Origin of the sequence: Piscibacillus salipiscarius (assembly GCF_042685285.1) — a bacterium.
GTDB lineage: Bacteria > Bacillota > Bacilli > Bacillales > Alkalibacillaceae > Piscibacillus > Piscibacillus salipiscarius.
Genome location: NZ_JBHUMZ010000051.1, coordinates 25,168 through 49,933 on the forward strand (window position 1 = coordinate 25,168; position 24,766 = coordinate 49,933).

A 24,766-nucleotide genomic window follows, 5' to 3' on the forward strand; every position below is an offset into this window, starting at 1 on the left:
TAATTCAATCGAATTACTCGAACATTTTTTTATCTTCAACACGAATAGTTCCGGGGCTAGTCGTGGTTATGATAAAATGCCATAGAATATATTATAATATCTATGGCATAGATGTCAAGCAAAATTCGTTTATATTTATGATTTTATACTGTTAATTTTACCCTATGAGACGTTTGAATGTGTTTTTGTTGTATTCAGCTGTCTTTGCGCCGCTTCAACTGTATGCTTTAATAGCATTGAAATCGTTACAGGCCCTATTCCACCAGGGACGGGCGTAATCGCTGATGATTTAGGATAACACGATTCGTAGTCTGCGTCACCTATATTGCCTGGGTTATAACCTGCATCAAGTACGATTGACCCTTCTTTAAGCCATTCACCTTTAACAAATTTAGGGCGACCAACTGCTGCCACAACGACATCAGCCTGCTTCACGATTTGATCTAAGTTTTCCGTTCTTGAGTGACAAATCGTCACTGTTGCGTTGCGATTTAAAAGCATCATCGATACCGGTTTCCCTAAAATAGGGCTACGACCAATAATAACTGCGTGTTTACCTTCTAGTTCCAAGTTATAATAATCAATCACTTGTAGAATAGCTGCTGGAGTGCAGCAAGGATAGGCGCCTAACTGGAATGTCGTTGCTCCGAATCCGTGAGAGGTGACGCCATCTACATCCTTTTCTAATGCAATTTCATCAAATGCTTTTCGTTCATCTATATGGCTTGGTACTGGGTGCTGAAGTAAAATCCCATGCACTTGATGGTCACTATTTAAGCGTTGAATGACATCTAATAACTCATCAGTTGTCGTCTCTTCAGGTAAAAAGACACGTTCAGATTCCATACCTAGTTTGTGACATGTATTAGCTTTCATTTGAACATATGTTTTTGAGGCTTCATCATTTCCTACTAAGATTGTTGCAAGCTTAGGAGTTACACCTTTTCCTTTAAGTTCACAAATTTGAGCCATAAGCTCATCTTTCACCGACTGTGCTACTTTTCTTCCGTCTAGTATCAATGGATTCAATTTATACCCTCCTGTTGATTAAGAGAGAATACTCTCCCGCCCAGACGACCGACTTAATAAACACGCAGCTCCCATATGGTTCATTCCATTTTGTCGTCAGTCACTGCATGCTAACTTATTGTCTTACAGTAAACGCTTTCTGTGCAATATCTTTTCTGTAGAAAGTGTGATCAGAATTTAACTTTTTCATCTCTTCATATACTTGTTCTCGTGCCTTTTCTAAACTTGAATTCTCAGCTGCAACTAATAACAATCTTCCACCATTTGTCGTCCATTTACCTTGCTTGAGTTTTGTTCCTGCGTGGAATACGTGTGCATTCGAGTGAATTCGATCTAAATTCGGTAGCTCTTGGCCCTTGTCATAAGTGTCAGGATAACCGCTAGAAGCTAACACCACGCCTACACAAGCTTCGTCCTTCCAGCTCAATTTCACAGGCTTTTGATTCATGACATCTTCCATGACCTGTAATAAATCATTTTCCAGTCTAGGTAATACCACCTGAGCCTCAGGGTCGCCAAAGCGTGCGTTAAACTCTATCACTTTAGGTCCGTCATCCGTATTAATCAAGCCTACATATAAAATTCCTTGATACGGCCTACCTTCCTTAACGAGTGCTTCTGCTGCGGGTTTCAAAATCTCATAAACCGCTCGCTTCTGAACTGAATCACTAATTTGCGAAACTGGTGAATAAGCTCCCATTCCTCCAGTATTCGGGCCTTCATCCCCGTCAAAAGCTCGCTTATGATCCTGAGAAATGTCCATTGGATAAACCGCATCTCCATTTACAAAAGCCATTAATGAAAACTCTTCGCCTTCTAGAAATTCTTCAATGACAATCGTTCGACTTGCTTCTCCGAACTTTTGGTTACATAAAAAATCTTCAATTGCCGCATTTGCTTCTTGCGCCGTCGAGGCGACGACTACTCCTTTTCCAGCAGCGAGTCCATCAGCTTTAATCACGATTGGAACACCTGTTTTATCAACATATGCTTTAGCATCTTGTTCATTTGAAAACGTCTTATAGGCTGCGGTTGGAATGTTGTAAGCTTGCATCATTTGTTTTGCAAATTGTTTACTACCTTCAATTAGCGCCGCTTCCTTAGTCGGCCCAAAGATTTTTAAACCTTCTTCTTTAAACCGATTAACGATGCCTTCCGTTAATGGGGCTTCTGGGCCAACAATCGTGAGGTCGATGGATCGGTTTTTTGCAAATTCAATTAGCCCTTGAACATCCGTCTCTGAAATGTCTACTTGTGTTGCAACATCAGCCATGCCATCATTACCAGGAGCTACATAAACCCCTTCAACACTTACACTTTGCTTGAGCTTCCATGCTAGAACATGTTCTCTGCCACCACGGCCAACAACGAGTACCTTCTTCATAAGGACCTCCTCTTATTAATGCTTAAAGTGACGTACACCTGTAAAGACCATCGCGATTCCATATGCATTACACTTATCAATCGAATCTTGATCCCGTTTAGAGCCACCAGGTTGAATAATAGCGGTCACGCCTGCCTGGTAAGCAGCCTCTACTGTATCGTCCATTGGGAAAAAGGCATCCGATGCCATAACAGCCCCTTTCGCTTTCACACCCGCTTGCTGGATGGCAATGTTCGCTGCTCCTACTCGGTTCATTTGACCAGCTCCAATACCAATCGTTTGCGAATCTTTGGCGAGTAAAATAGCGTTCGATTTGACGTGTTTGACGACGTTCCATGCAAACTTCAAACCCTTCCACTCATCTTCTGTTGGCTCTGTTTCGGTAACAACGTGATAATCTACTTCACTAAGCTCAAAGCGATCCTCATCTTGAATAAGCACCCCGCCGCCTACTGATTTGACTTGCCTTTCAACCTGACTTTGTTCAGTGCTCACCTCAATTAAGCGAATATTTTTCTTCTTCGTTAAGATGTCTAAAGCTTCATCTGTAAACTCCGGTGCTAAAATGATTTCTAAGAAAATTTGACTCATTTCTTCTGCCGTTTTAGCGTCTACTGCTCGATTAAGTGCAACAATGCCACCGAAAATTGATGTGGAATCTGCTTCATATGCGTGCTGGTAAGCCTCATAGATTGTTTCGCCGATCCCAACGCCGCACGGGTTCATATGCTTGACAGCGACAGCTGCTGGTTGCTCGAACTCTTTTGCGATCTGAAGGGCTGAATCAGCATCTTGAATATTGTTGTAAGATAGTTCTTTACCGTGTAACTGCTTCGCTTTTACTAACGTTGATTCTTCTGCAAAAGGGGCAGCATAAAACGCAGCTTTTTGGTGAGGGTTTTCTCCGTAACGTAATGTTTGTTTCAGTTCATAGGTAACCGTTTTAGTCTCAGGGAAGTTTGCCTCTGTTTTCCCCGTTAAATACTCTGCAATTAAAGCATCGTAATGTGCCGTATGTCTAAAAACCTTAGCCGCTAACTCTCGTTTTAACTCTTTAGAGACTTCTTCATTTTTCATATCCTCTAACACACGCACGTAATCTTTCGGGTCGACAATAACGGTCACGTCCTCATGATTTTTAGCCGCTGACCTAAGCATGGTCGGACCGCCAATATCAATGTTTTCAATTGCCTCATCATATGAAACATCTGGATTAGAGATTGTTTCTTTGAAGGGATAAAGGTTAACGATCACAAAATCAATCGGTTCAATTCGGTGTTCTTCTAGTTGGTTAATATGTGCTTGCTCAGAGCGTTTGGCGAGTAAGCCAGCATGAACGTTTGGGTGAAGCGTTTTAACCCTGCCATTTAGAATCTCAGGAAAATCCGTCACATCTGATATACCAGTTACATTTACACCCGCTTCTTCTAGCACCTTTTTCGTTCCACCTGTAGAAATAATCTCAATGCCTTGCTCATCTAAATGCCTCGCAAATTCAACAATACCTGTTTTGTCTGATACACTAATTAACGCTCGCTTCGGCAACAACCTCATCCTTTCTAAGTAACTCTTTCAATGTCTCTGGGTAAAGACGGTGTTCGACTTTCTGTACTTTCTTTTGTAAACTTTCGTATGTATCTGCTTTCTCTATTAAAACTTTCTCTTGTTTTATGATAGGTCCTGTATCCATTCCTTCATCCACATAATGAATCGTAACGCCTGTTTCCCTCACTCCAGCATCTAATGCCTGACCGATCGCATTTAATCCAGGAAATTCAGGTAATAGAGAAGGATGAATATTAACGATTTTGTCTTTATAATACTTTAAAATAGTGGGACCAATTAACCTCATATAGCCTGCCAGCACAATAAAATCTATGTGGTTTCTGATTAATAAAGCTAATAAATCAGCTTCATAAGCTAGTTTATCTGGGTAGTCTTTAGGTGATAGACTTTCACTTTTGACACCTATGTCAATTGCTCTTGTTAATGCATATGACTGAGGCTGATCTGAGAACAAGAGTGCTACCTGATAGGATTCATCTTCTCCTTCAACAATCGAATTAAAATTGGATCCATTTCCTGATGCAAACACAGCCACTCGTTTCACGAAGTCCCCTCCTCTACTAACTCAATGCCTTCTTGATTGTTAACATAGCCAATGACGTAAGCGTCATCTAGTAAATCCAGCACCTCTGGAACGGATGCTCCATCAACTGCCATCACCATTCCAATTCCCATATTAAATACACGATACAGATCGTCATCAAGAAGATGACCGTGTTCTTTAAGGAAATCAAATATTGACGGTCTAGGAAATGCCGACAAATTAATATTGGCTCCAAGCCCCTTAGGCAGCATTCTTGGTATATTTTCGTAAAACCCGCCGCCTGTAATATGAGCTGCGGATTTAAGAAGGTCCGCTTGCTTTACCTTTAATAGATCATTGACATAAATTTTTGTTGGCGTTAATAAAATGTCACCCAAGGGTCGATCAAATAGATCATAAACTTCATTAATATTAAGGTGAGCATCAGCGATAACCTTTCTGACAAGTGAAAAACCATTGCTATGGACGCCTGTCGATGGAAGGCCGATTAACACATCCCCTGCTTTAACCTGTTCATTAGAAATGACATCACGTTTCTCACAAGCTCCGACAGCAAACCCTGCCACATCATACTCATCCTCACCGTAAACACCTGGCATTTCTGCTGTTTCACCGCCAATTAGCGCACAACCCGCTTCCTCGCATCCATCTGCGATTCCTTTTACAATCTGTTCGATAACATCAATGTCAGCTTTTCCTAAGCCAATATAGTCTAAAAAGTATAATGGTTCAGCGCCTTGAACAGCGATATCATTCACACACATCGCAACTGCATCGATTCCAATGGTGTCGTGGCGATTCAGTTCATAAGCTAATTTTAGCTTTGTACCGACGCCATCCGTACCAGAAATTAAAACCGGTTCTTGATAATTTAACTGTGATAAATCAAACATGCCGCCAAAGCTTCCTAAAGCTCCCATTACGCCTAAGCGATTGGTTCGTTTAACATGCTCTTTCATTCGGTCAACAGCTTTATAACCTGCTTCTATATTAACGCCAGCTTGTTTATAGGCATCTGACATTAAGATCTCACTCCAATCAGCTTCTCTTTTTCATGGGGCGGCAAGGAATCTTCGTATAAATCGGTTGGATATTTGCCCGTAAAACATGCCAAGCAATGGCCACAATTAGGACTGGCATCTTGACGGTCAACGGCATTAACCATATGTTCAATTGGTAAGAATGATAGAGTGTCAGCGCCGATGATCTTTTGAATTTCCTCAACTGAGTTATTAGCTGCAATTAACTCCCCAGAGTTAGACGTATCTATGCCGTAAAAGCATGGATGCGTAATAGGCGGGGAACTAATACGAACATGAACCTCTGATGCTCCCGCTTCTTTCAACATTTTGACGATTCGTTTTGAGGTGGTACCTCGTACAATGGAATCATCCACCATCACGACCCGTTTGCCTTCAACAATCTTTTTAACCGCAGATAACTTCATCTGCACGCCTCGCTCGCGAAGCGCTTGAGAAGGCTGAATAAACGTACGCCCAACATAACGATTTTTTATTAACCCTAATTCATATGGTGTTCCAGATTGTTCTGCGAAACCGATCGCAGCTGATATACTCGAATCAGGTACACCCGTTACAACGTCTGCTTCAACTGGTGACACCTCGGCTAGCTTTTTACCTAAGCGTTTACGTACGCTATGAATATTTTGGCCATCTACATTACTATCTGGTCTTGAGAAATAAATATATTCCATCGAGCAAATGGATCTGTTTTTAGCCTCTGAAAAGGTATCAAAGTGAATGCCTTCGTCATCAATAACGACCAGTTCACCCGGGACGATTTCACGCACATATTCAGCCCCGACGACATCAAATGCGCATGTTTCTGAAGCGATCACGTATCCAGCGCCAACTTTACCAAGTGATAATGGTCTCATCCCGCGAGGATCTAATGCTGCAATTAAACGTTTTTCATCGAGCATGGCGATCGCGTAAGCACCTTCCAGTTCGTTTAACGCTTGCTTAATGCGATCCATAATGGGACCTCTACCTGCACGTTTAATCAAGTGCGCAATCACTTCCGTATCAGAGGTTGTTTGAAAAATACTGCCCGTTTCTTCTAATTCCTCGCGAAGTTTAGTGGCATTAACTAGGTTTCCGTTATGAGCCAAAGCAAGCGAACCGGTACTCGAACGAAAATGAAGAGGCTGTATGTTTTCTGCCGTCTTACCGCCTGATGTAGAGTACCTAACATGCCCAATCGCAGCATAACCTGATAGACTGATTAACTCATCTTCATCTAAAACGTCCGTCACTAGACCTTCCCCTTTAGACTGTTTTAAATCAACCCCATCTGATACAACGACACCTGCTCCTTCTTGACCTCGGTGCTGCAGAGCATGTAAGCCGTAATACGTCATGTGTGCTGCTTGAGGGTGACCAAACACACCAAATATTCCGCATTCCTCATTTAAGCCTTTGATTTCACCAAACATGGTAAAGCCCCTTTCCAATGGTCGGTTAGGTAATCGACTGATTGACGAATCACGTTTTCACCATTAAACGATACTGACAACTTACCATCATTCGTGACTGTTCCAATTCGTGTTGCATTAACTTGCGCTTCAAAACGATCAGCATTTACCTGTTTTACCGTTAAAACGAATCTTGATTGCGTTTCACTGAAAAGCTCAGCTAATTCCTGACCTTCTAATTCAATATGAAGACCAAATTGCGTCGTCATGACTTTTTCAGCTAAGGCAACTGTTAATCCACCTTCAGCTACATCATGAGCAGATTGTACAAGTCCTGATTGAATTGCTTTCAAAATCTCTTTTTGCCTCGCCTTTTCAACCTCTAAGTCTAGCTGTGGCGCTTCACCATCATAATAGCCTAATAGCATTTTTTGAAGCTCACTACCAGATACTTCGTTAGTCGATTCACCAATGAGATAGACGTAATCTCCCACTTGTTTGGCCTCTTGAGTTGTCACATGATTAAGATCATGGATTAAGCCGACCATCCCAATGACCGGAGTTGGATAGACACTCGTTCCGTTCGTTTCATTATAGAGTGACACGTTCCCGCTAATAACTGGTGTGCTTAATGTCTCACACGCTTCTGCCATACCTTCTGTTGCCTGCTGCATCATCCAGTAAACCTCAGGCTTATCCGGATTACCAAAATTTAAACAGTCCGTAATAGCAACAGGCTCAGCACCAGAGCAAACGATATTCCTTGCCGCTTCAGCTACCGCTATCTGACCGCCTCCCTTAGGGTTAAGATGCAAGTAGCGTGAATTACAATCTGTCGTCATCGCAATCGCTTTATTCGTCCCGCGAATTCTTAACACCGCAGCATCAGAGCCTGGCTGGACGACAGTATTCGTTTGGACTTGGTAGTCATACTGGCTATAAACCCACTCTTTACTCGCAATAGTCGGCTGCTTAAGTAGATTTTCTAAAATTTGATTCGGGTCGTCGATGGTAAGTGAAGCAGGCTTTTGATCCGATTGTTTCGGCTGAGCAGATGGCAAGTGATAAACAGGTGCATCCTCTGCTAAGGCATCTACCGGAACATCTGTTACAATCTCATCTTTAAAACGAAGTCTGAACTGCTGTTCCTCAATAACTTCCCCGACTTCAACCGCTTCAAGGTCATAATTTGCGACTATGTCTTTAATCTCTTGCTCCCTACCCTTTTCAACGACAATAAGCATTCGTTCCTGAGACTCCGACAGCATCATTTCATATGGCGTCATCCCTTGCTCACGCTGCGGAACTAAGTCTAAGTTTAATTCAATTCCGGTCCCTGCCTTACTTGCCATTTCACTTGCTGAAGATGTGAGACCTGCTGCGCCCATGTCCTGAATGCCTACTAATGCATCACATTTCACGACTTCTAAACAAGCTTCTATCAGCAGCTTTTCCATGAAAGGATCTCCAACTTGAACTGCCGGGCGGTCTTCTGCCGACTCATCAGTTAATTCTTCTGATGCAAATGTTGCACCGTGAATCCCATCCCGTCCTGTCGCTGAACCAATGTACATGACGGTGTTTCCAATACCTTTCGCCTTCCCAACTTGAATATCCTCATGTTTAATAAGGCCTACACACATGGCATTAACGAGAGGGTTGCCTTTATAACAATCATCAAACTGAATCTCTCCGCCTACCGTTGGAACACCTACACAATTACCGTATCCCGCAATTCCAGCAACAACTTCTTCTAAGAGGTATTTTGTTCTCGGATGATCTAACTCACCGAACCTTAACGAATTCAGCAAGGCGATTGGTCGAGCTCCCATCGAAAACACATCACGTAAAATCCCGCCAACACCCGTTGCAGCACCTTGATACGGCTCAATCGCGGATGGGTGATTATGACTTTCAATTTTAAACGCAACCGCAAGGCCATCACCAATATCTATTATTCCAGCACCTTCACCAGGACCTTGAAGAACACGCTTACCGTTAGTTGGGAATTTGCTTAATAGAGGCTTGGATTTTTTATAGCTACAATGTTCACTCCACATAACAGAAAAAATTCCAGTTTCCGTGTAGTTAGGAGTGCGCCCTAGTAAACGTTCAATCTTGTTAAATTCCTCATCTGTTAGACCCATCTCTGCATATAACTTTTCCTCTTTGATCTCATGGGCAGTTGGTTCAAGAAGTAACGGCATGGTGTTCCCTCCAATTAACTAGAATCGATTCAAATAGTCTTAACCCGTCGTCACAACCTAACAAATCGACAGTAGCACGTTCTGGGTGAGGCATCATCCCAAGAACATTTCCTTGCTTATTACAGATCCCGGCAATATCGCCTTTAGAACCATTCGGATTATCAGCATATTGAAAAACGATTTGATTGTGACGCTTAAGCTCATCGAACGTCTGATCATCACACTCATAATTGCCTTCTGCGTGGGCAATAGGTAGCGAGATACGCTCATCTTGTCTGTATTCACTTGAGAACATCGTTTGATTGTTCGTTACGATGATCGGAGTCGTTTCACAAATGAATTTCAAGTGATCATTACGTTTCATAGCACCTGGAAGAAGTCCTGTTTCTAGTAATATCTGAAAGCCATTGCAGACACCTAAGACAGGTTTACCTAATTCTGCATACTCTCTAACAGCTTCCATGACCGGCGCGAAACTAGCAATTGACCCTGAGCGTAAATAATCCCCGTAAGAAAAGCCTCCAGGTAGTAAGATTGCATCATAATTTGATAGATTGCTTTCACGATATGAAACATAATGGGCGTCTTCACCAAGTGCCTCTTTAATAGCGTAGAACATATCCGTATCACAATTAGAGCCAGGGAATACCACGACCGCAAATCTCACGACGTTACAACCTCCTCTAACTCATAGCGATAATCTTCAATCACTGGATTAGCAAGAAGCTGCTCGCACATCTCTTCTACTTGGCGCTCAACCTGACTTGATTCGAGGGTAAACTCCATATATTTTCCAATTCGCATATCACTGACGCCGTGGAAGTCCTTAGCCTGAAGCGCCTTTTCAACTGCTTTTCCTTGAGGGTCTAACACCCCTTCTTTTAGCGTTACATGTACTTTTACTTTAACCATGCGAAACAGCCCCCTTTAAGCGTTCTAATACGACGTTGTATGCCTCATCTACACTTCCAATCCCTTGACGAAACACATCTTTATCAAGCTTCTGATTGGTATGAATGTCCCAAAGCCTACATGTGTCAGGTGAAATTTCATCCGATAACATTAACTCACCATTTGAATCAAACCCGAATTCTAGCTTAAAATCTACTAACCTTAAATCACATTGTTTAAAATAATCGATTAATACGAGATTCACTTGATGAGCTAGCTCTTTCATGTTCAGTAAAACACTAGATTCGACAAGATCTAGCAATCTAATATGATCTTCATTAATAAGAGGGTCACCTAGCTCATCATCTTTGTAATAAAATTCAACAATTGGCTGGCTTAAAAGATCCCCTTCACTTAAACCGAGTCGTTTGGCTAAACTACCTGCAGAAACATTACGAACGACGACTTCAATTGGAATAATGTTTGTATGTTTAACAAGTTGCTTATCCTCTGATAGTTGTTTGACCCAGTGATTCGGAATGCCTTTAGTTTGTAAAACGTTAAATATCAACGATGATATTTGATTGTTTAAGGCCCCTTTCCCATGTTCTGTAGCCTTCTTCTGCCCATTAAACGCTGTTAAATCATTTTTATATTGAACGAGTAACAGATCAGCATCATCTGTTTTGTATAGCTTTTTCGCCTTACCTTCATACACCAATTGTTTACTTTCCAAAGTGTGACCCCCTTAATTTAAACCGACTCTTTCAAAAATGACATCGACATTTTTCAAGTGATAAGTAGCATCAAAACAATCGTCCAATTCCGCTTCTGTCATTTGTTCTTTAATATCTGGATGATTTCTTACGAGCTCTTGGAAAGATGTTTGTTCCTCCCAAGCCTGCATAGTTAGTGGTTGAACAAGATCATAAGCTTTTTCACGCGATAAGCCTTTATCGATTAACGAAAGAAGAACTCTTTGTGAGAAAATCAATCCAAACGTACGATCCATATTACGCTTCATGTTTTCTTCATAGACGGTAAGTTTTTCAACAATGCCCCCAAATCGATTGAGCATGTAATTTAAGGCAATCGTTGCATCAGGCAATATGACGCGCTCTGCGGATGAATGTGAAATATCTCGTTCGTGCCATAACGGAACATTCTCATAAGCTGTCATCATGTATCCGCGAACGACTCTTGCCATACCAGCCATATTTTCGGAACCAATTGGGTTTCGTTTATGCGGCATGGCTGATGATCCCTTTTGGCCTTTGGCGAAAAACTCCTCAACTTCTCTTGTTTCACTTTTTTGAAGACCTCTAATTTCAACGGCCATTTTTTCAATTGATGTGGCAATTAGCGCTAACGTCGACATATAATGCGCATGACGGTCACGCTGAAGCGTTTGAGTCGATATCGGCGCTGCTTTAAGCCCTAGCTTTTCACATACATATTGTTCAACGAATGGATCGATATTGGCATAGGTGCCAACTGCTCCTGACATTTTGCCATAACCAATCGTGTCAGCTGCTGCGTCAAACCTTTCTAAGTTACGTTTCATCTCTTCGTACCATAAACCAAGTTTTAACCCAAATGTCGTCGGCTCAGCATGCACACCGTGTGTGCGTCCCATCATAACTGTATATTTGTGTTCTAAAGCTTTAGTTTTTAAAATTTCAACAAAACGCACAAGATCTTTTCGTATAATATCATTCGCTTGTTTAATGACGTATCCTAAAGCTGTATCCACTACATCTGTTGAGGTTAATCCGTAGTGCACCCACTTCTTTTCATCACCCAATGTCTCTGATACTGCGCGTGTGAATGCGACCACATCATGGCGCGTTTCTGCCTCAATTTCTTTAATTCGGTTCACATCAAATGATGCATTTTCTCTTAGTTTCTTAACATCTTCTTTTGGAATCACACCTAGTTCTGCCCAAGCCTCACAAGCAAGAATCTCAACCTCAAGCCACGCTTGATATTTGTTCTCTTCCGTCCAAATCTGACCCATTTCTTCCCTTGTATAACGTTCAATCATCGTTTATTGCCTCCATATATCTAAATCTTTTATTTGTTGCAAGAGCCCTTTTGTGTGGTCTCCAATAAAATTAACATGACCCATTTTTCGTTTCGGTTTAACTTCAGCTTTACCATATAAATGTAGTTTGGCGTTTTTGACCACAGGGATTCGCTTAACTACATCAGGTATATGTTCACCTAGCACATTCATCATGACAACTGGGTGGTTTAATGTTGTTTCAGCTAAGCTCATTCCTGTAATCGCCCTAATGTGTTGTTCAAATTGTGATGTACGGCAAGCATCTAACGTATAATGCCCTGAATTGTGTGGCCTAGGCGCGACTTCATTAATATAAATTTCACCTTCTTGAGTTAGAAACATCTCAACTCCGAACGTTCCGACCATTCCAATGGATTCAGCAAGTTCTACTGCAGCCTCTTTCGCTTGTTCCTCTACATCTTGTGTAATTCTCGCAGGAACAATGGACTTTAACAAAATATGCTCAACATGAATATTTTCTGATGCAGGAAAAGTTTTAACCTCGCCATTCACACCGCGACTAACCATGACTGATATTTCTTTTTCAAATGGCAAAAACTGCTCAAGAATACATAATCCTGATTTTAATTGAGGCTCTGCTTCAGCAAGATCATCTGAGCTCTTCAGTATTTGCTGACCTTTTCCATCATAGCCACCTCTTCTTGTCTTTAACACACAAGGATAACCAATTTCATCAATTGCTTTTAATAAGTCTGATTGATCACTGACTAGTTTATAAGGAACAACCTTTGCTCCGCTATTAGTGATCGCTTCTTTTTCAAATGCTCGGTCTTGAGACACCTTAATTAAATGACTGCCTTGAGGGACGTAACCATTTTGAACTAGATACTGACAAACTTCTAAATCAATACTCTCAAATTCGTAAGTGATGACGTCGGACTGATCAAGCAGTTTTTGTGCAGCCAGTTGATCATCATACGATGCTGTTATTTCAACATCAGCAATCTGACCAGTAGGCGAATTTGGAGTTGGGTCCATAATTGCAATTCGAAACCCCATTTGTTTTGCAGCGATTGCCATCATTCTACCTAATTGACCGCCACCTAATATTCCAATTGTTTGGCCTGGTTTGATTTGCTTTACCATGTTTGCAGCTCCTCGTTTGAATGTTCGACTTTTTCCTTTAATGCTTCTCTTCTATTATGTAATCGACTAGCTAATTCATCATCGTAAACGGCCAGTTGCTGAGCAGCTAATAAACCAGCATTTATAGCTCCCGCTTTACCAATTGCCACAGTTGCAACTGGCACACCACCCGGCATCTGAACGATGGACAATAACGAATCTAGACCATTTAACGCTTTCGACTGAACCGGCACTCCAATAACTGGAATTAATGTTTTCGAAGCGACCATCCCCGGTAGATGTGCTGCTCCTCCAGCTCCAGCAATGATGACTTTAATACCTCTGTCTTTAGCCGTCTCTGCGTAGTGGAACATTTTATCAGGAGTTCGGTGAGCTGATACCACTTCCTTCTCATAACTCACACCTAACTCTTCTAATACATCACAAGCATGCTTCATCGTTTCCCAATCTGATGTGCTTCCCATAATCACTCCAACTTGAGCTTGCATGTTAGTCCTCCTTAATATCTAAGAAAAATAAAACAGACTGCTTTCCCAATATGAGGAAAGCAGTCTGGATACACGTCACCCTAAACTTATCGCATGCAGAATACTTCCCTCATAGTCCAGTCGTTTACGGCGACTGGGTAGAGACTTTTGGGCCATATTCCCAACGTTATATGAGGGTTAATTTATTTAACTGTTCGTAATTACAAAACCATTATAACATGATGGAGATGATATTCAACCATCTAATCTAAAAATCCGAAATTAAATTTAATTTTATAATTAAATGTTCGGATTTTACTCATAACTGACTTGTTTTAAATACAATCCATGACCTGGCGCTGTCAAACCTAATACTCGCCTGTCTAACGTTTCAAAGGCTTTTTGTATACAAGAAATTTCTCTTTTGCCAAGGCCTATTTCAATCAGTGTACCGACAATAATCCGAACCATATGCGTTAAAAAACCATTTCCTGTAATCTCAAAATAAATACGCTCACCATCACTCATCACCTTGAAATCATAGATAGTCCTAACTTTACCACCTTTGACATTAGACTTTGATGCTGCAAACGCTGTAAAGTCATGTGTTCCAATAATATTTTTAGCCGCTTCCTTTATCTTCTCTAGAGATAATGTCTGAGGTACATGCCACTCAAAGTTTCTTCTAAATAAATCATGGTCTTTTCTGTTGAGTACAATATAGCGATAAGTTTTGCGTTTAGCATCTTTCCTTGCATGAAAATATCCATCAACTACTTGGGCTGCTTTTACCTTTATATCCAAAGGTAGTAAGGTGGTTAACGCGTGCTTCCAGGTAGCTTCGTCTAAATCTAAGGTGGTGTCGAAATGGATGACTTGATCCAAGGCATGAACTTTAGAATCAGTCCTGCCAGATGAATGAATTCGAACCTGCTCGTGATGCATTTTCTTAAGTGCCTTTTCAATTGTTAGCTGAACGGTGCGTTTTTCAAGCTGAACTTGATACCCTTCGAAGTTAGTGCCGTCATATTCAACTCGTAACATGATTCGCTTCATAAGCATACTCCTTAAAACTCTATTAAACAAAATAAGAATATCATAAGTAAAAACATGATACTTACGACAACATCTTGTCTTTTGAACCTTAACTCGCGAAACTTAGTGCGGTATTCACCGCCTCGGTACCCCCTTGCCTCCATAGCAATTGCGAGGTCTTCTGCACGCCTAAAAGCATTAATAAAAAGGGGAATGAATAATGGTAAAATAGCCTGAGCTCGGTCCTTTAATTTTCCAGTACTCATATCTAACCCCCGAGATGCCTGTGCTTTAGAAATCTTATCCATCTCTTGCATTAAGGTCGGAATAAATCTTAATGAAATTGACATCATGAGAGCTAATTCATGAACTGGAACATTTATTTTCTTTAAGGGCTTTAACAAAGACTCGACGGCATCTGTTATTGCAATGGGTGGTGTTGTTAATGTTAAGACCGTGGTCATTAGAATGAGTAGGAAGAACCTTAATGAAATTTTTGCTCCTTTAATGAAGGCACCCTGATGGATGTCCCATCCCATCACATTAAATAAAGTTGGCCCTTCTTTTGTAATAATAAGATGAAGTACCAACGTTATAATGATAATCCACCAAACAGGTTTTAAACCTTTCGCAATATATTTAACAGGAATAGTTGTCAATGTCGTTGTCAATATAGCAAATATTAATAGAATTAAGTAACTCCACACACCGTCAGCTATAAAGATCGTTATGACGAAGAAAAATACGATGAGCATTTTGGTTCTTGGATCCAGTCGGTGAATTATTGAGTCCTTAGGCATATATTGACCGATAATAAATGAGCTCATGATAAATCCCTCAATTTTATAGCCTTTACGACTTCACTTACCAGTTCATCTAATGTCTGGCCTTTATATGGAATATCAATATCGAATTGCTTTTTTAATTCATCTAGAAATAAAAACTCATCTGGAGGTTGTAACCCAGATTTTCTTAATACTTCTTGATCAGAAAACACCTCTATTGGTTTACCCTGAACAGCTATTCTTCCTTGATCAAAAATGATTAACTGATCAGCAGCGCGAAGAACATGCTCCATATGGTGCGTGATCATAATGATTGTTTTGCCCTGGCTTTGTAATATTTGAAATAAATCCATTAGTTGCCTCTGTCCAGTCGGGTCTAATCCTGCTGTTGGTTCATCTAGAATTAATACTGATGGGTCTAATATTAATGCACTCGCAATTGCGACACGGCGTTTCTGTCCGCCGCTTAATTCAAACGGCGACCGATCTAATAGCTCTGATGATAAACCTACTGCCTTAACTACTTGCTCAATTTGAGAATCTGTTACTTTTATTCCAAAATTCTTGGGACCAAATATTAATTCTTTTTTAACCGTTTCTTCAAAAAGTTGATGTTCAGGATATTGAAAAACCATAGCCACTTGTTTTCTTAGTTCTTTGATTGATTTATTTTTTCCTTGAGTTAAAGAAAAATCACCTGCGACAATCTCGCCTTGCGTTGGTCTCAACAAACCATTGATTAATTGCACCATAGTCGACTTACCAGAACCTGTCCGGCCAGCTACACAAGTAAAAGAACCTTTTCGTATAGAAAGATTTATATCTTCCAGCGCTCGATTTTCAAGTGGTGTATTAGGTTGATATGTATAACTAACATCCTTAAAGTCTAAGTTCATAACTGTTTCACCAAATCTTGTATGTGAAGTGGCTCATGGTCAAAACGAAACCCTTGCTCTTTAAAAGCTTTTGTTAATTTGGTTACGTATGGTGCCATAAGACCTACTTCCCTAAGCTTTGTTTCATTTTTTAGTAACTGCAGTGGTTCTCCGTCAAAATATATTTCCCCGTCTTTTAATACGACTACACGATTTGCCTTTAATACTTCTTTCATATCATGTGTGATTGAAACTGTAGTCAGTCCCTTTTGTTCATGAAGTCTCGAAATAGTATTAATAAGTTCATCTCTACTTACTGGATCAAGCATCGTTGTAGCTTCATCAAGTATTAAGACACTTGGTAACATGGCTAATATCCCAGCAATAGCTAACCGCTGCTTTTGCCCACCTGATAGATTAAATGGTTCTTTCCATTTATAATCAGATAAACCGACTAACGTTAGACTTTCATCAACCCTACGTTCCATCTCCTGTCTTGATAAACGCATATTTTCAAGTCCAAACACTACATCATCCAATACTGTAGTCCCTACAAATTGATTCTCAGGATTTTGAAATACCATGCCAACCTTTTGCCTAATTTCCCAGATACCTTCATCTGTCACCACCTCGTTGTCCACCAACACCTCCCCCTGTTGAGGCATTAATAAACCATTAATGTGCTTAGCCAAAGTCGACTTCCCTGAACCATTATGACCAATTAACGCAACCCATTCGCCTTTATTGATGGTTAAATTGAAATTATTAATAACAGGTGGACCTTGATTAGAGTAATGGAACAAAACATTCTTGAATTCTATCAACTTAATGACTCCTTTATATTTCCGAGGAAATGAATCTTGCTTTATTTTATCATAATTTGTCGATATTGTTTAATTGGATTTAATAGGTGGTTGACAATCAACTTGGACAAAAAACACTAATCTACATTATTATAAAAAACTGCCCTACAATTTATGTAGGACAGTCTGCCATAAAAAAGGGAACAGTTTCCATGTACCGGAACCTGAACCCCCTTCCTTTTTTTGAATGAGTCATTCAATTAGTCAACTAATTCAATAATCACCGTTTTTGCTCCGTCACCTTTACGTTCTCCCACTTTTAAAATGCGAGTATATCCGCCTTGGCGTTCTTCAAAGCGCGGACCAATATCAGAGAATAATTTTTGAAGTGCATTTTGACCTTCTTCCGTCTCAGCATCTCTTAAGTAAGAAGCTGCTTGGCGACGAGCGTGAAGATCACCACGCTTACCTAGCGTGATTAACTTTTCTACAACCGGACGTAGGTTTTTAGCTTTCGCTTCAGTTGTTTCAATGCGCTCATGAACAACTAAGTCCGTAGCAAGGTTACGTAACAACGCTTTACGTTGTTCCGAAGTACGACCTAACTTTGTCTTTGGCATTCCCAAAACCTCCTTTATAGGAAAATTCTATCGATGTAAGATGATTAGTCGTCTTTACGAAGGCCTAAATTTAAATCATTAAGTTTATTCTTAACTTCGTCTAGTGATTTACGACCTAAGTTACGAACCTTCATCATGTCTTCTTCTGATTTTTGTGTTAGTTCATGCACGGTATTAATACCAGCACGTTTTAGACAGTTGTAAGAACGAACAGATAGATCTAATTCTTCAATTGTCATCTCTAACACTTTTTCTTTCTGGTCTTCTTCTTTTTCAACCATAATCTCCGCTTGTTGCGCTTCATCCGTCAGGCTTACGAATACATTCAAGTGCTCTGTGAAAATTTTAGCGCCTAATGAGATCGCCTCTTCAGGACGAATACTTCCATCTGTCCACACATCTAAAGTCAATTTATCAAAATTCGTAACTTGACCAATACGTGTGTTCTCAACTTGATAAGTTACACGTTTAACCGGTGTGAAGATTGAATCTATAGGGATAACACCTATTGGCTGATCATCATGTTTGTTTGCTTCTGCTGGACGGTAACCGCGCCCTCTTTCAGCAAAGATTTTCATACTTAATTTACCATTACCTGAGATTGTCGCAATCTTCAAGTCAGGGTTTAAAATTTCAACATCGCTATCGTGTTGAATGTCTCTTGCAAATACTTCTCCTTCTCCTTGAGCATTAATTTCAAGAGTCTTTTGATCATCTGAATAAATTTTAAGTGCGAGTTGTTTCAAGTTTAGAACGATCGTTGTGACGTCCTCAACGACATAGTCTAACGTTGAAAACTCATGTAGGGCACCTTCAATTTGTACAGATGTGACCGCAGCTCCAGGAAGTGAGGATAATAAGATACGACGTAAGGAGTTACCTACTGTAGTTCCATAACCGCGCTCTAACGGTTCGATGACAAACTTACCTAACGTAGTATCCTCATTAATTTCAACTGTTTCCACTTTCGGTTTTTCAATTTCAATCATTCACAAAACCCTCCTTCAAAACGTCGAAACATCGACGATACCGAGCCGTATCCCCGAACATTCCTCAAGGCAGGAACCCATGCAGGACATGGGATGGAATCCTGCGTATACCGTGTAAAACCTTATTTTCCTATCATATCCCATTATAGACAGGGTTACAAATTATATACCTGTATTAAACACGACGACGTTTTGGTGGGCGGCAACCATTGTGTGGTACAGGTGTTACATCAATAATTGAAGTAATTTCTAGACCTGCAGCTTGTAATGAACGAATCGCTGCTTCACGGCCAGCCCCTGGACCTTTTACAGCCACTTCAATAGTTTTCATGCCGCTTTCTTGTGCTGATTTCGCCGCAACTTCTGCTGCCATCTGCGCTGCGAAAGGTGTTGATTTACGTGAACCTCTAAAACCAAGTGAACCAGCACTGCTCCAAGCAACGGCGTTACCGTTATCGTCAGTAATGGTTACAATTGTGTTGTTAAAAGTAGAACGAATGTGAGCAACACCGGATTCTATATTCTTTTTCACACGACGCTTTCTGCGTGTAGTGGTTTGTTTACCTTTACGAGCCATGATTTAGCCAACCTCCTTTAATGCTTATTTTCTCTTATTCGCTACTGTACGGCGTGGGCCTTTACGTGTACGAGAGTTGTTTTTTGTTTTCTGTCCACGCGTAGGTAGTCCGCGACGATGACGAATACCTCTGTAACTACCGATTTCAATTAGACGTTTAATGTTAAGAGATGTTTCACGACGAAGGTCACCTTCAACTGTGAAATTCTCAACTGCTTTACGGATGCTTGCTAATTCATCTTCAGTTAGATCACGAACACGTGTATCTTCTGAGACACCAGCATTTTTTAAGATTTCTTGAGCTGTTGATTTCCCGATACCGTAGATATACGTTAATGAGATAACTACGCGTTTATCGCGAGGAACATCAATACCTGCAATACGTGCCATGTGTGCACTGCACCTCCTTTAGATTATCCTTGTTTCTGTTTGTGTTTAGGATTCTCGCAAATTACCATTACGCGGCCTTTACGACGAATAACTTTACATTTTTCACAAATCGGTTTTACTGAAGGTCTTACTTTCATTGTTCTTACCTCCTTTTAGATCGGAGTTTTATTTATAACGATACGTGATACGACCTCTTGATAAATCATACGGTGACATTTCAACGGTTACTTTGTCACCAGGTAGAATACGGATGAAGTGCATACGTATTTTACCCGACACATGAGCTAAGATCTCATGGCCATTTTCTAACTCTACTTTGAACATAGCGTTCGGTAAAGTCTCAAGGACCGTACCTTCCATTTCAATAACATCATCTTTCGCCATAGAGAGAATCTCCCTTCTTCCAATCTGCTAACTCTTCGTTAACAAATTTTGATATTGCGAAGCGAAGTTTACCGTTGGTTACACGACCAGTTTCTATCATTGATTTCTCAACTTCTGGAGAAATATAATCTAATAAATCAACATGATGAATGTTCTTACGTTTCGGTCGATCAAACTTTCGTTTATCACCATCGGCTAACAAAACAAATGTTTCATCTAGCACTTCAATGATAATTGCATATTGATCGGCCTCACGACCACGATTGATTCTCACTAATTGACCAATTCTGGGACTTCCAGATTCACCATCGACCAATCATCATCACCTTCACTTAAACTTTAGTTAAGATTTCGTATCCATCATCCGTTACAACAACGGTGTGTTCAAAGTGTGCACAATTGCTACTATCTTCAGTAACGACAGTCCAATTGTCACTTAATGTCCGAACATAACGCTCCCCTATATTAACCATAGGTTCAATGGCTAAAACCATTCCTTTTTTCATTCTAGGACCTTTATTAGGAGGTCCAAAGTTTGAAATGTGAGGATCTTCATGAAGGTTTTGCCCAATTCCGTGTCCACCATATTCCCTAACAATCGTAAAACCAAATGGCTCTACATACTTTTGAATTGCATGAGATATATCAGACAATCGGTTACCTGGTTTAACTTGTTTTAAACCTTCAAACAGCGACGCTTCTGTTACTGTTAATAACTCTTGTGTTTTTTCATCAATGTCTCCTACAGCATAAGTCCAAGCTGAATCACCATGATAACCCTGGTAATTCGCACCGATATCGATGCTAATGATATCTCCATCTTCTAATGCACGGCTACTTGGAATCCCATGTACAAGTTCTTCATTTACAGAGACACAAATACTACCTTTAAAGCCGTTATAACCTTTAAAAGAAGGTGTCGCGTCATGACTGCGAATGAATTTCTCCGCAATGTCATCCAGTTCTTTCGTAGTTACACCAGGGCGAATATGCTTCTTAAGCTCCTGATGAGTTAATGCTACGATTTTACCCGCCTGTCGCATTATTTCAATTTCTCGTGGAGTTTTATTAATAATCATTAAGCTAGGCCTCCGATTTTTTCATCGATCTGCTCAAAAACGACATTAATGTCTTGATCGCCATCCACTTCTACTAGATAACCTTTATCTCTATAGAAATCTAATAGAGGTTTCATCTGCTTAGAATTCACACTTAATCTATTTTTCACTGTTTCAGGTTGATCATCTTCACGTTGTATTAGTTTTGCCCCATCATGGTCACAAATACCCTCTTCTTTTGGTGGGTTAAACTCAACATGGTATGTCGCACCGCACTCTGGGCAAATACGACGACCTGTTAGACGTTCCACTAATTTCTCTTCAGGTACGTTAACATGAAGGACATAATCTAATTTTGTATTTAAATCATCTAATAGAGATTCAAGAGCATCAGCCTGTGCAACAGTACGAGGGAATCCGTCGAGTAAGAAACCTTTTTCACAATCTGGCTTGCTTAAACGTTCTTTTACAATTCCAATTGTAACCTCATCTGGCACAAGGGCTCCTTCATCCATATAAGACTTTGCTTTCTTGCCTAGTTCTGTTCCTTCTTTAATCGCAGAACGGAACATATCTCCTGTTGAGATATGAGGGATTTCATATTTTTCTACGATCTTTTCTGCTTGGGTACCTTTACCAGCACCTGGTAGCCCCATTAAAATCAGATTCATAATGTCCCCTCGCTCTCGATATAACTCTCAAAAGTCTTACTTAATAAAACCTCTGTAATGACGTTTTACTAATTGACTTTCTAGTTGTTTCATTGTATTTAATGCAACACCAACAACGATTAGTAGACTAGTTCCACCAATTTGTACGGCTGTTGGCAAGCTTGCAATGCTTCCTAAAATGATAGGGAAAATCGATACTACTGCTAAGAATAATGCACCCACAAATGTTAAACGGTAGATCACTCGAGTTAAATAAGTCTCAGTGTTCTTACCAGGGCGAATTCCTGGCACATAACCGCCTTGTTTCTGTAAGTTTTCCGCCATTTGCTCTGGATTAACCTGAACAAATGTGTAGAAATACGTGAATGCAATAATCAGCGCTACGTATAATGTCATACCAACCGGCTTAGTATAATCGAATATATAAGCGATGGTTGATGCTACTTGCCCTTCAAAGAAGTTTGAAATCGTCTGAGGTGCGATAATAAATGAAATAGCAAAGATAATTGGAATAACCCCGGCAGCATTTACTTTTAGAGGTAAATGTGTCGATTGGCCTCCAACTGGTGAACGATTAACCGTTCGTTTTGCATACTGGATTGGAATTTTACGAATTGCCTGTTGGATGAAAATAACACCCACAATGACTGCAATTACGACCAGCATAATTATTCCCAAGATCACTAAGTTTAAAAATAGTTGATCTCCTGCACCAGCGATATAAGTTTCATATAGCTGGTTAACACCATTAGGAATCGCTGCTACGATACCTGCGAAAATTAGGATGGAAATTCCGTTTCCAACCCCGTATTCTGTAATCTGCTCACCAAGCCACATTAAGAATGTCGTACCACCAGTTAAAACTGTAGCAATAACTAGGAATTTAAAGACGTTAGGGTCTTGAATAAGTGTTCCGTTAGTCATGTAGTTAAAACCGATAGACATACCAATTGCTTGAATGAATGCTAAGACTACTGTTCCGTAACGTGTAACTTGTGCTAACTTTCGACGTCCTACTTCCCCTTGTTTTCTCCATTCCGTAAATTTAGGCACAACATCCATTTGCAACAGCTGCATAATGATGGAAGCTGTAATGTATGGGAAGATACCCATAGCGAAGACTGAATATTGGCTTAACGCGCCTCCGCCAAATGTATCAATGAACCCAAATGCGTTCATCTCATTCATAACTTCAATTGCATCACCATTAGTAAATGGAACTGGAATGAATGAACCAATACGGAATACTACAAGAATTGCAAGGGTAAATAGAATTTTACGTCTAATGTCAGCAACACGGAACATGTTTGCAAAAGTACTAAACATTAGATCACCTCAGTTTGACCGCCCGCCGCTTCAATTGCTTCTTTTGCTGAAGCAGAGAACTTTTGCGCTTTTACTGTTAACTTCTTCTCTAGAGAACCGTTACCTAGTACTTTAACGCCTGATTTCACTTTGCTGATTACACCGGCTTCTTGTAGTAATTCAGGAGTTACCTCAGTACCGTCTTCGAAACGATTTAAAGTTTCTAGATTAACAATAGTATACTCTTTTCGGTTGATGTTTGTAAATCCACGTTTCGGTAAACGTTGGAATAATGGCATTTGGCCACCTTCAAAACCTGGGCGCGTACCACCGCCAGAACGAGCTTTCTGACCTTTGTGACCACGACCAGAAGTTTTTCCGTTACCAGATGCCATACCACGACCTACGCGGTTACGATCTTTACGAGAGCCTTTAAGTTCGTGAAGTTTCATGTGAGCACCTCCTCTTTAACATGTGTTAAAACTAAGCTTCTTTTACTGAAACGAGATGTGACACTTTGTTAACCATACCTCGAACAGCTGGAGTATCTTCTAGTACCACCGTTTGACGAATTTTATTTAATCCTAATGCTTTGACTGTGTCGCGTTGGTCTTGTTTACGACCAATAAGACTACGAGTGAGGGTAATTTCTAATTTATTAGCCATCTGTTTTCCCTCCTTATCCTAACAGTTCTTCAACAGACTTACCGCGAAGTTTAGCAACTTCTTCTGCTGTTTTAAGATTAGCTAATCCTGAGATTGTTGCACGAACCATGTTAATTGGAGTATTTGATCCTAGTGATTTAGATAAAATGTCACCTACACCAGCTAGTTCTAATACCGCACGAACTGGTCCACCTGCGATGATTCCAGTACCTTCTGCAGCTGGTTTTAAAAGAATGTTTCCAGCTCCAAATTCACCGTTAATTTGGTGTGGGATTGTTGTGCCAACGATTGGTACACGGATTAAGTTTTTCTTACCATCTTCAACTGCTTTACGGATTGCTTCTGGTACTTCTTGTGCTTTACCAGTACCAAAACCAACGTGTCCGTTTCTGTCACCTACAACAACTAAAGCTGTAAAACGGAAACGACGACCACCTTTTACAACCTTAGCTACACGGTTAACTGTAACTACGCGTTCTTCAATATCTAACTTGCTCGCATCGATTGCTGTGCGCATGTGTTTCCCTCCTTTATCAGTCAATTAAAATTCTAATCCTGTCTCACGTGCTGCATCTGCTAATGCTTTCACGCGACCATGGTAAAGGTAACCTCCACGATCGAAGATTACTGATTTATATCCTTTGTCAACTGCACGCTTACCAATAAGTTCCCCAACTTGTTTAGCAGCTTCTACATTACCAGTAGAATCGCCTTTGAATTCAGGGTCAACGGTTGAAGCGCTAGCGACTGTTTGACCGTTTTGATCGTCGATTAATTGTGCATAAATGTGTTTGTTTGAGCGATAAACGTTTAAACGTGGACGTTCAGCTGTACCAGCTAACGTACGACGCATACGTGAATGGCGTTTTTTACGAACTACATTTTTATCTGCTTTCGTAATCATTCAGGTCACT

The 24,766-nt window shown here is 40.5% G+C and carries 31 protein-coding genes and 2 riboswitches; all 31 genes read right to left on the bottom strand.

The annotated features are described in order from the left end of the window. Window positions 1-162 precede the first annotated feature (162 nt). Window positions 163-1,029 carry a bifunctional 5,10-methylenetetrahydrofolate dehydrogenase/5,10-methenyltetrahydrofolate cyclohydrolase gene (locus ACFSW4_RS14560; RefSeq protein WP_377330189.1) on the bottom strand — a complete coding sequence of 289 codons (867 nt, stop codon included), beginning with the start codon at window positions 1,027-1,029 and terminating at the stop codon, window positions 163-165. 31 nt (window positions 1,030-1,060) lie between these two features. Further along, a riboswitch (ZMP/ZTP riboswitch) is annotated at window positions 1,061-1,143 on the bottom strand. Window position 1,144: 1 nt separating this feature from the next. Then, window positions 1,145-2,413 (bottom strand): phosphoribosylamine--glycine ligase, encoded by a 1,269-nt coding sequence (gene purD, locus ACFSW4_RS14565; RefSeq protein ID WP_377330191.1) that lies wholly within the window; start codon window positions 2,411-2,413, stop codon window positions 1,145-1,147. Window positions 2,414-2,428: 15 nt separating this feature from the next. Then, window positions 2,429-3,961, bottom strand: coding sequence for a bifunctional phosphoribosylaminoimidazolecarboxamide formyltransferase/IMP cyclohydrolase (gene purH, locus ACFSW4_RS14570; protein ID WP_377330193.1), 1,533 nt, complete (start codon window positions 3,959-3,961; stop codon window positions 2,429-2,431). Beyond that, entirely contained in the window at window positions 3,936-4,523 is a 588-nt protein-coding gene (purN, locus tag ACFSW4_RS14575; protein WP_054753818.1) for a phosphoribosylglycinamide formyltransferase, read from the bottom strand. Before purN ends, purH begins: the two co-directional genes overlap by 26 nt. After that, entirely contained in the window at window positions 4,520-5,545 is a 1,026-nt protein-coding gene (gene purM / locus ACFSW4_RS14580) for a phosphoribosylformylglycinamidine cyclo-ligase (protein ID WP_054753820.1), read from the bottom strand. Before purM ends, purN begins: the two co-directional genes overlap by 4 nt. Next, window positions 5,545-6,978, bottom strand: coding sequence for an amidophosphoribosyltransferase (gene purF / locus ACFSW4_RS14585; RefSeq protein WP_377330195.1), 1,434 nt, complete (start codon window positions 6,976-6,978; stop codon window positions 5,545-5,547). Before purF ends, purM begins: the two co-directional genes overlap by 1 nt. Then, the gene (gene purL / locus ACFSW4_RS14590; RefSeq protein WP_377330197.1) at window positions 6,954-9,164 is read right to left on the bottom strand and encodes a phosphoribosylformylglycinamidine synthase subunit PurL; all 2,211 of its coding nucleotides are present in this window, start codon (window positions 9,162-9,164) and stop codon (window positions 6,954-6,956) included. Before purL ends, purF begins: the two co-directional genes overlap by 25 nt. Beyond that, a complete protein-coding gene (purQ, locus tag ACFSW4_RS14595) occupies window positions 9,148-9,831 on the bottom strand; it encodes a phosphoribosylformylglycinamidine synthase subunit PurQ (RefSeq protein WP_054753823.1) in 684 nt (227 codons plus the stop codon). The genes purL and purQ overlap by 17 nt, the downstream gene beginning before the upstream one ends. Continuing rightward, the gene (purS, locus tag ACFSW4_RS14600; protein ID WP_054753825.1) at window positions 9,828-10,076 is read right to left on the bottom strand and encodes a phosphoribosylformylglycinamidine synthase subunit PurS; all 249 of its coding nucleotides are present in this window, start codon (window positions 10,074-10,076) and stop codon (window positions 9,828-9,830) included. The genes purQ and purS overlap by 4 nt, the downstream gene beginning before the upstream one ends. Continuing rightward, the gene (purC, locus tag ACFSW4_RS14605) at window positions 10,069-10,791 is read right to left on the bottom strand and encodes a phosphoribosylaminoimidazolesuccinocarboxamide synthase (RefSeq protein ID WP_377330200.1); all 723 of its coding nucleotides are present in this window, start codon (window positions 10,789-10,791) and stop codon (window positions 10,069-10,071) included. The genes purS and purC overlap by 8 nt, the downstream gene beginning before the upstream one ends. A 12-nt stretch (window positions 10,792-10,803) precedes the next feature. After that, the gene (gene purB, locus ACFSW4_RS14610) at window positions 10,804-12,099 is read right to left on the bottom strand and encodes an adenylosuccinate lyase (RefSeq protein WP_054753827.1); all 1,296 of its coding nucleotides are present in this window, start codon (window positions 12,097-12,099) and stop codon (window positions 10,804-10,806) included. A 3-nt stretch (window positions 12,100-12,102) separates the two neighbouring features. Continuing rightward, on the bottom strand, window positions 12,103-13,227 hold the full coding sequence (gene purK / locus ACFSW4_RS14615; RefSeq protein ID WP_054753830.1) for a 5-(carboxyamino)imidazole ribonucleotide synthase: 1,125 nt from the start codon (window positions 13,225-13,227) through the stop codon (window positions 12,103-12,105). Further along, window positions 13,221-13,715 carry a 5-(carboxyamino)imidazole ribonucleotide mutase gene (gene purE / locus ACFSW4_RS14620; RefSeq protein ID WP_054753831.1) on the bottom strand — a complete coding sequence of 165 codons (495 nt, stop codon included), beginning with the start codon at window positions 13,713-13,715 and terminating at the stop codon, window positions 13,221-13,223. Before purE ends, purK begins: the two co-directional genes overlap by 7 nt. Before the next feature lie 92 nt (window positions 13,716-13,807). Then, window positions 13,808-13,909: riboswitch (purine riboswitch) on the bottom strand. Between the two features lie 100 nt (window positions 13,910-14,009). Continuing rightward, on the bottom strand, window positions 14,010-14,750 hold the full coding sequence (truA, locus tag ACFSW4_RS14625; RefSeq protein ID WP_054753833.1) for a tRNA pseudouridine(38-40) synthase TruA: 741 nt from the start codon (window positions 14,748-14,750) through the stop codon (window positions 14,010-14,012). An 11-nt stretch (window positions 14,751-14,761) separates the two neighbouring features. Then, entirely contained in the window at window positions 14,762-15,559 is a 798-nt protein-coding gene (locus tag ACFSW4_RS14630) for an energy-coupling factor transporter transmembrane component T family protein (protein WP_054753835.1), read from the bottom strand. Continuing rightward, on the bottom strand, window positions 15,553-16,410 hold the full coding sequence (locus ACFSW4_RS14635; RefSeq protein ID WP_054753837.1) for an energy-coupling factor transporter ATPase: 858 nt from the start codon (window positions 16,408-16,410) through the stop codon (window positions 15,553-15,555). The genes ACFSW4_RS14630 and ACFSW4_RS14635 overlap by 7 nt, the downstream gene beginning before the upstream one ends. Beyond that, a complete protein-coding gene (locus ACFSW4_RS14640; protein WP_377330203.1) occupies window positions 16,407-17,213 on the bottom strand; it encodes an energy-coupling factor transporter ATPase in 807 nt (268 codons plus the stop codon). Before ACFSW4_RS14640 ends, ACFSW4_RS14635 begins: the two co-directional genes overlap by 4 nt. A 239-nt stretch (window positions 17,214-17,452) precedes the next feature. Next, window positions 17,453-17,812 carry a 50S ribosomal protein L17 gene (gene rplQ / locus ACFSW4_RS14645; protein WP_054753839.1) on the bottom strand — a complete coding sequence of 120 codons (360 nt, stop codon included), beginning with the start codon at window positions 17,810-17,812 and terminating at the stop codon, window positions 17,453-17,455. Window positions 17,813-17,856: 44 nt separating this feature from the next. Further along, complete coding sequence (locus ACFSW4_RS14650) at window positions 17,857-18,801, bottom strand: DNA-directed RNA polymerase subunit alpha (protein ID WP_054753841.1); 945 nt, start codon at window positions 18,799-18,801, stop codon at window positions 17,857-17,859. Between the two features lie 175 nt (window positions 18,802-18,976). Then, window positions 18,977-19,378: a 30S ribosomal protein S11 gene (gene rpsK, locus ACFSW4_RS14655; protein ID WP_377330206.1), complete on the bottom strand. Its 402-nt coding sequence runs from the start codon at window positions 19,376-19,378 to the stop codon at window positions 18,977-18,979. Window positions 19,379-19,402: 24 nt separating this feature from the next. Then, a complete protein-coding gene (gene rpsM / locus ACFSW4_RS14660) occupies window positions 19,403-19,768 on the bottom strand; it encodes a 30S ribosomal protein S13 (RefSeq protein WP_054753844.1) in 366 nt (121 codons plus the stop codon). A gap of 23 nt (window positions 19,769-19,791) precedes the next feature. Next, window positions 19,792-19,905 carry a 50S ribosomal protein L36 gene (rpmJ, locus tag ACFSW4_RS14665; RefSeq protein WP_039312872.1) on the bottom strand — a complete coding sequence of 38 codons (114 nt, stop codon included), beginning with the start codon at window positions 19,903-19,905 and terminating at the stop codon, window positions 19,792-19,794. Window positions 19,906-19,933: 28 nt separating this feature from the next. Beyond that, window positions 19,934-20,152 carry a translation initiation factor IF-1 gene (infA, locus tag ACFSW4_RS14670; RefSeq protein WP_017185218.1) on the bottom strand — a complete coding sequence of 73 codons (219 nt, stop codon included), beginning with the start codon at window positions 20,150-20,152 and terminating at the stop codon, window positions 19,934-19,936. Beyond that, the gene (locus ACFSW4_RS14675) at window positions 20,139-20,468 is read right to left on the bottom strand and encodes a KOW domain-containing RNA-binding protein (RefSeq protein WP_054753847.1); all 330 of its coding nucleotides are present in this window, start codon (window positions 20,466-20,468) and stop codon (window positions 20,139-20,141) included. Before ACFSW4_RS14675 ends, infA begins: the two co-directional genes overlap by 14 nt. 16 nt (window positions 20,469-20,484) lie before the next feature. After that, window positions 20,485-21,231 (bottom strand): type I methionyl aminopeptidase, encoded by a 747-nt coding sequence (map, locus tag ACFSW4_RS14680; protein WP_054753848.1) that lies wholly within the window; start codon window positions 21,229-21,231, stop codon window positions 20,485-20,487. Further along, a complete protein-coding gene (locus tag ACFSW4_RS14685) occupies window positions 21,231-21,881 on the bottom strand; it encodes an adenylate kinase (RefSeq protein ID WP_054753850.1) in 651 nt (216 codons plus the stop codon). The genes map and ACFSW4_RS14685 overlap by 1 nt, the downstream gene beginning before the upstream one ends. 36 nt (window positions 21,882-21,917) lie before the next feature. Next, on the bottom strand, window positions 21,918-23,207 hold the full coding sequence (gene secY / locus ACFSW4_RS14690) for a preprotein translocase subunit SecY (RefSeq protein ID WP_054753852.1): 1,290 nt from the start codon (window positions 23,205-23,207) through the stop codon (window positions 21,918-21,920). Then, window positions 23,207-23,638: a 50S ribosomal protein L15 gene (gene rplO, locus ACFSW4_RS14695; RefSeq protein WP_054753854.1), complete on the bottom strand. Its 432-nt coding sequence runs from the start codon at window positions 23,636-23,638 to the stop codon at window positions 23,207-23,209. The genes secY and rplO overlap by 1 nt, the downstream gene beginning before the upstream one ends. A 31-nt stretch (window positions 23,639-23,669) precedes the next feature. Beyond that, a complete protein-coding gene (gene rpmD / locus ACFSW4_RS14700) occupies window positions 23,670-23,852 on the bottom strand; it encodes a 50S ribosomal protein L30 (protein WP_054753856.1) in 183 nt (60 codons plus the stop codon). A gap of 13 nt (window positions 23,853-23,865) precedes the next feature. After that, the gene (gene rpsE / locus ACFSW4_RS14705) at window positions 23,866-24,369 is read right to left on the bottom strand and encodes a 30S ribosomal protein S5 (protein WP_054753858.1); all 504 of its coding nucleotides are present in this window, start codon (window positions 24,367-24,369) and stop codon (window positions 23,866-23,868) included. Between the two features lie 24 nt (window positions 24,370-24,393). Continuing rightward, window positions 24,394-24,756 (bottom strand): 50S ribosomal protein L18, encoded by a 363-nt coding sequence (gene rplR / locus ACFSW4_RS14710; RefSeq protein ID WP_377330212.1) that lies wholly within the window; start codon window positions 24,754-24,756, stop codon window positions 24,394-24,396. Window positions 24,757-24,766: the final 10 nt, after the last annotated feature.

Bases quoted from the DNA above. Each gene is read 5' to 3' on its own strand.
- purD (WP_377330191.1), bottom strand. From the start codon at position 2,413: ATGAAGAAGGTACTCGTTGTTGGCCGTGGTGGCAGAGAACATGTTCTA.
- purM (WP_054753820.1), bottom strand. From the start codon at position 5,545: ATGTCAGATGCCTATAAACAAGCTGGCGTTAATATAGAAGCAGGTTAT.
- purF (WP_377330195.1), bottom strand. From the start codon at position 6,978: ATGTTTGGTGAAATCAAAGGCTTAAATGAGGAATGCGGAATATTTGGT.
- purL (WP_377330197.1), bottom strand. From the start codon at position 9,164: ATGCCGTTACTTCTTGAACCAACTGCCCATGAGATCAAAGAGGAAAAG.
- purS (WP_054753825.1), bottom strand. From the start codon at position 10,076: ATGGTTAAAGTAAAAGTACATGTAACGCTAAAAGAAGGGGTGTTAGAC.
- purB (WP_054753827.1), bottom strand. From the start codon at position 12,099: ATGATTGAACGTTATACAAGGGAAGAAATGGGTCAGATTTGGACGGAA.
- purK (WP_054753830.1), bottom strand. From the start codon at position 13,227: ATGGTAAAGCAAATCAAACCAGGCCAAACAATTGGAATATTAGGTGGC.
- purE (WP_054753831.1), bottom strand. From the start codon at position 13,715: ATGCAAGCTCAAGTTGGAGTGATTATGGGAAGCACATCAGATTGGGAA.
- truA (WP_054753833.1), bottom strand. From the start codon at position 14,750: ATGAAGCGAATCATGTTACGAGTTGAATATGACGGCACTAACTTCGAA.
- ACFSW4_RS14635 (WP_054753837.1), bottom strand. From the start codon at position 16,410: ATGAACTTAGACTTTAAGGATGTTAGTTATACATATCAACCTAATACA.
- rplQ (WP_054753839.1), bottom strand. From the start codon at position 17,812: ATGCCAAAGACAAAGTTAGGTCGTACTTCGGAACAACGTAAAGCGTTG.
- ACFSW4_RS14650 (WP_054753841.1), bottom strand. From the start codon at position 18,801: ATGATTGAAATTGAAAAACCGAAAGTGGAAACAGTTGAAATTAATGAG.
- rpsK (WP_377330206.1), bottom strand. From the start codon at position 19,378: ATGGCTCGTAAAGGTAAACAAACCACTACACGCAGAAAGCGTCGTGTG.
- rpsM (WP_054753844.1), bottom strand. From the start codon at position 19,768: ATGGCACGTATTGCAGGTATTGATGTTCCTCGCGATAAACGCGTAGTT.
- rpmJ (WP_039312872.1), bottom strand. From the start codon at position 19,905: ATGAAAGTAAGACCTTCAGTAAAACCGATTTGTGAAAAATGTAAAGTT.
- infA (WP_017185218.1), bottom strand. From the start codon at position 20,152: ATGGCGAAAGATGATGTTATTGAAATGGAAGGTACGGTCCTTGAGACT.
- map (WP_054753848.1), bottom strand. From the start codon at position 21,231: ATGATTATTAATAAAACTCCACGAGAAATTGAAATAATGCGACAGGCG.
- ACFSW4_RS14685 (WP_054753850.1), bottom strand. From the start codon at position 21,881: ATGAATCTGATTTTAATGGGGCTACCAGGTGCTGGTAAAGGTACCCAA.
- secY (WP_054753852.1), bottom strand. From the start codon at position 23,207: ATGTTTAGTACTTTTGCAAACATGTTCCGTGTTGCTGACATTAGACGT.
- rplO (WP_054753854.1), bottom strand. From the start codon at position 23,638: ATGAAACTTCACGAACTTAAAGGCTCTCGTAAAGATCGTAACCGCGTA.
- rpmD (WP_054753856.1), bottom strand. From the start codon at position 23,852: ATGGCTAATAAATTAGAAATTACCCTCACTCGTAGTCTTATTGGTCGT.
- rpsE (WP_054753858.1), bottom strand. From the start codon at position 24,369: ATGCGCACAGCAATCGATGCGAGCAAGTTAGATATTGAAGAACGCGTA.
- rplR (WP_377330212.1), bottom strand. From the start codon at position 24,756: ATGATTACGAAAGCAGATAAAAATGTAGTTCGTAAAAAACGCCATTCA.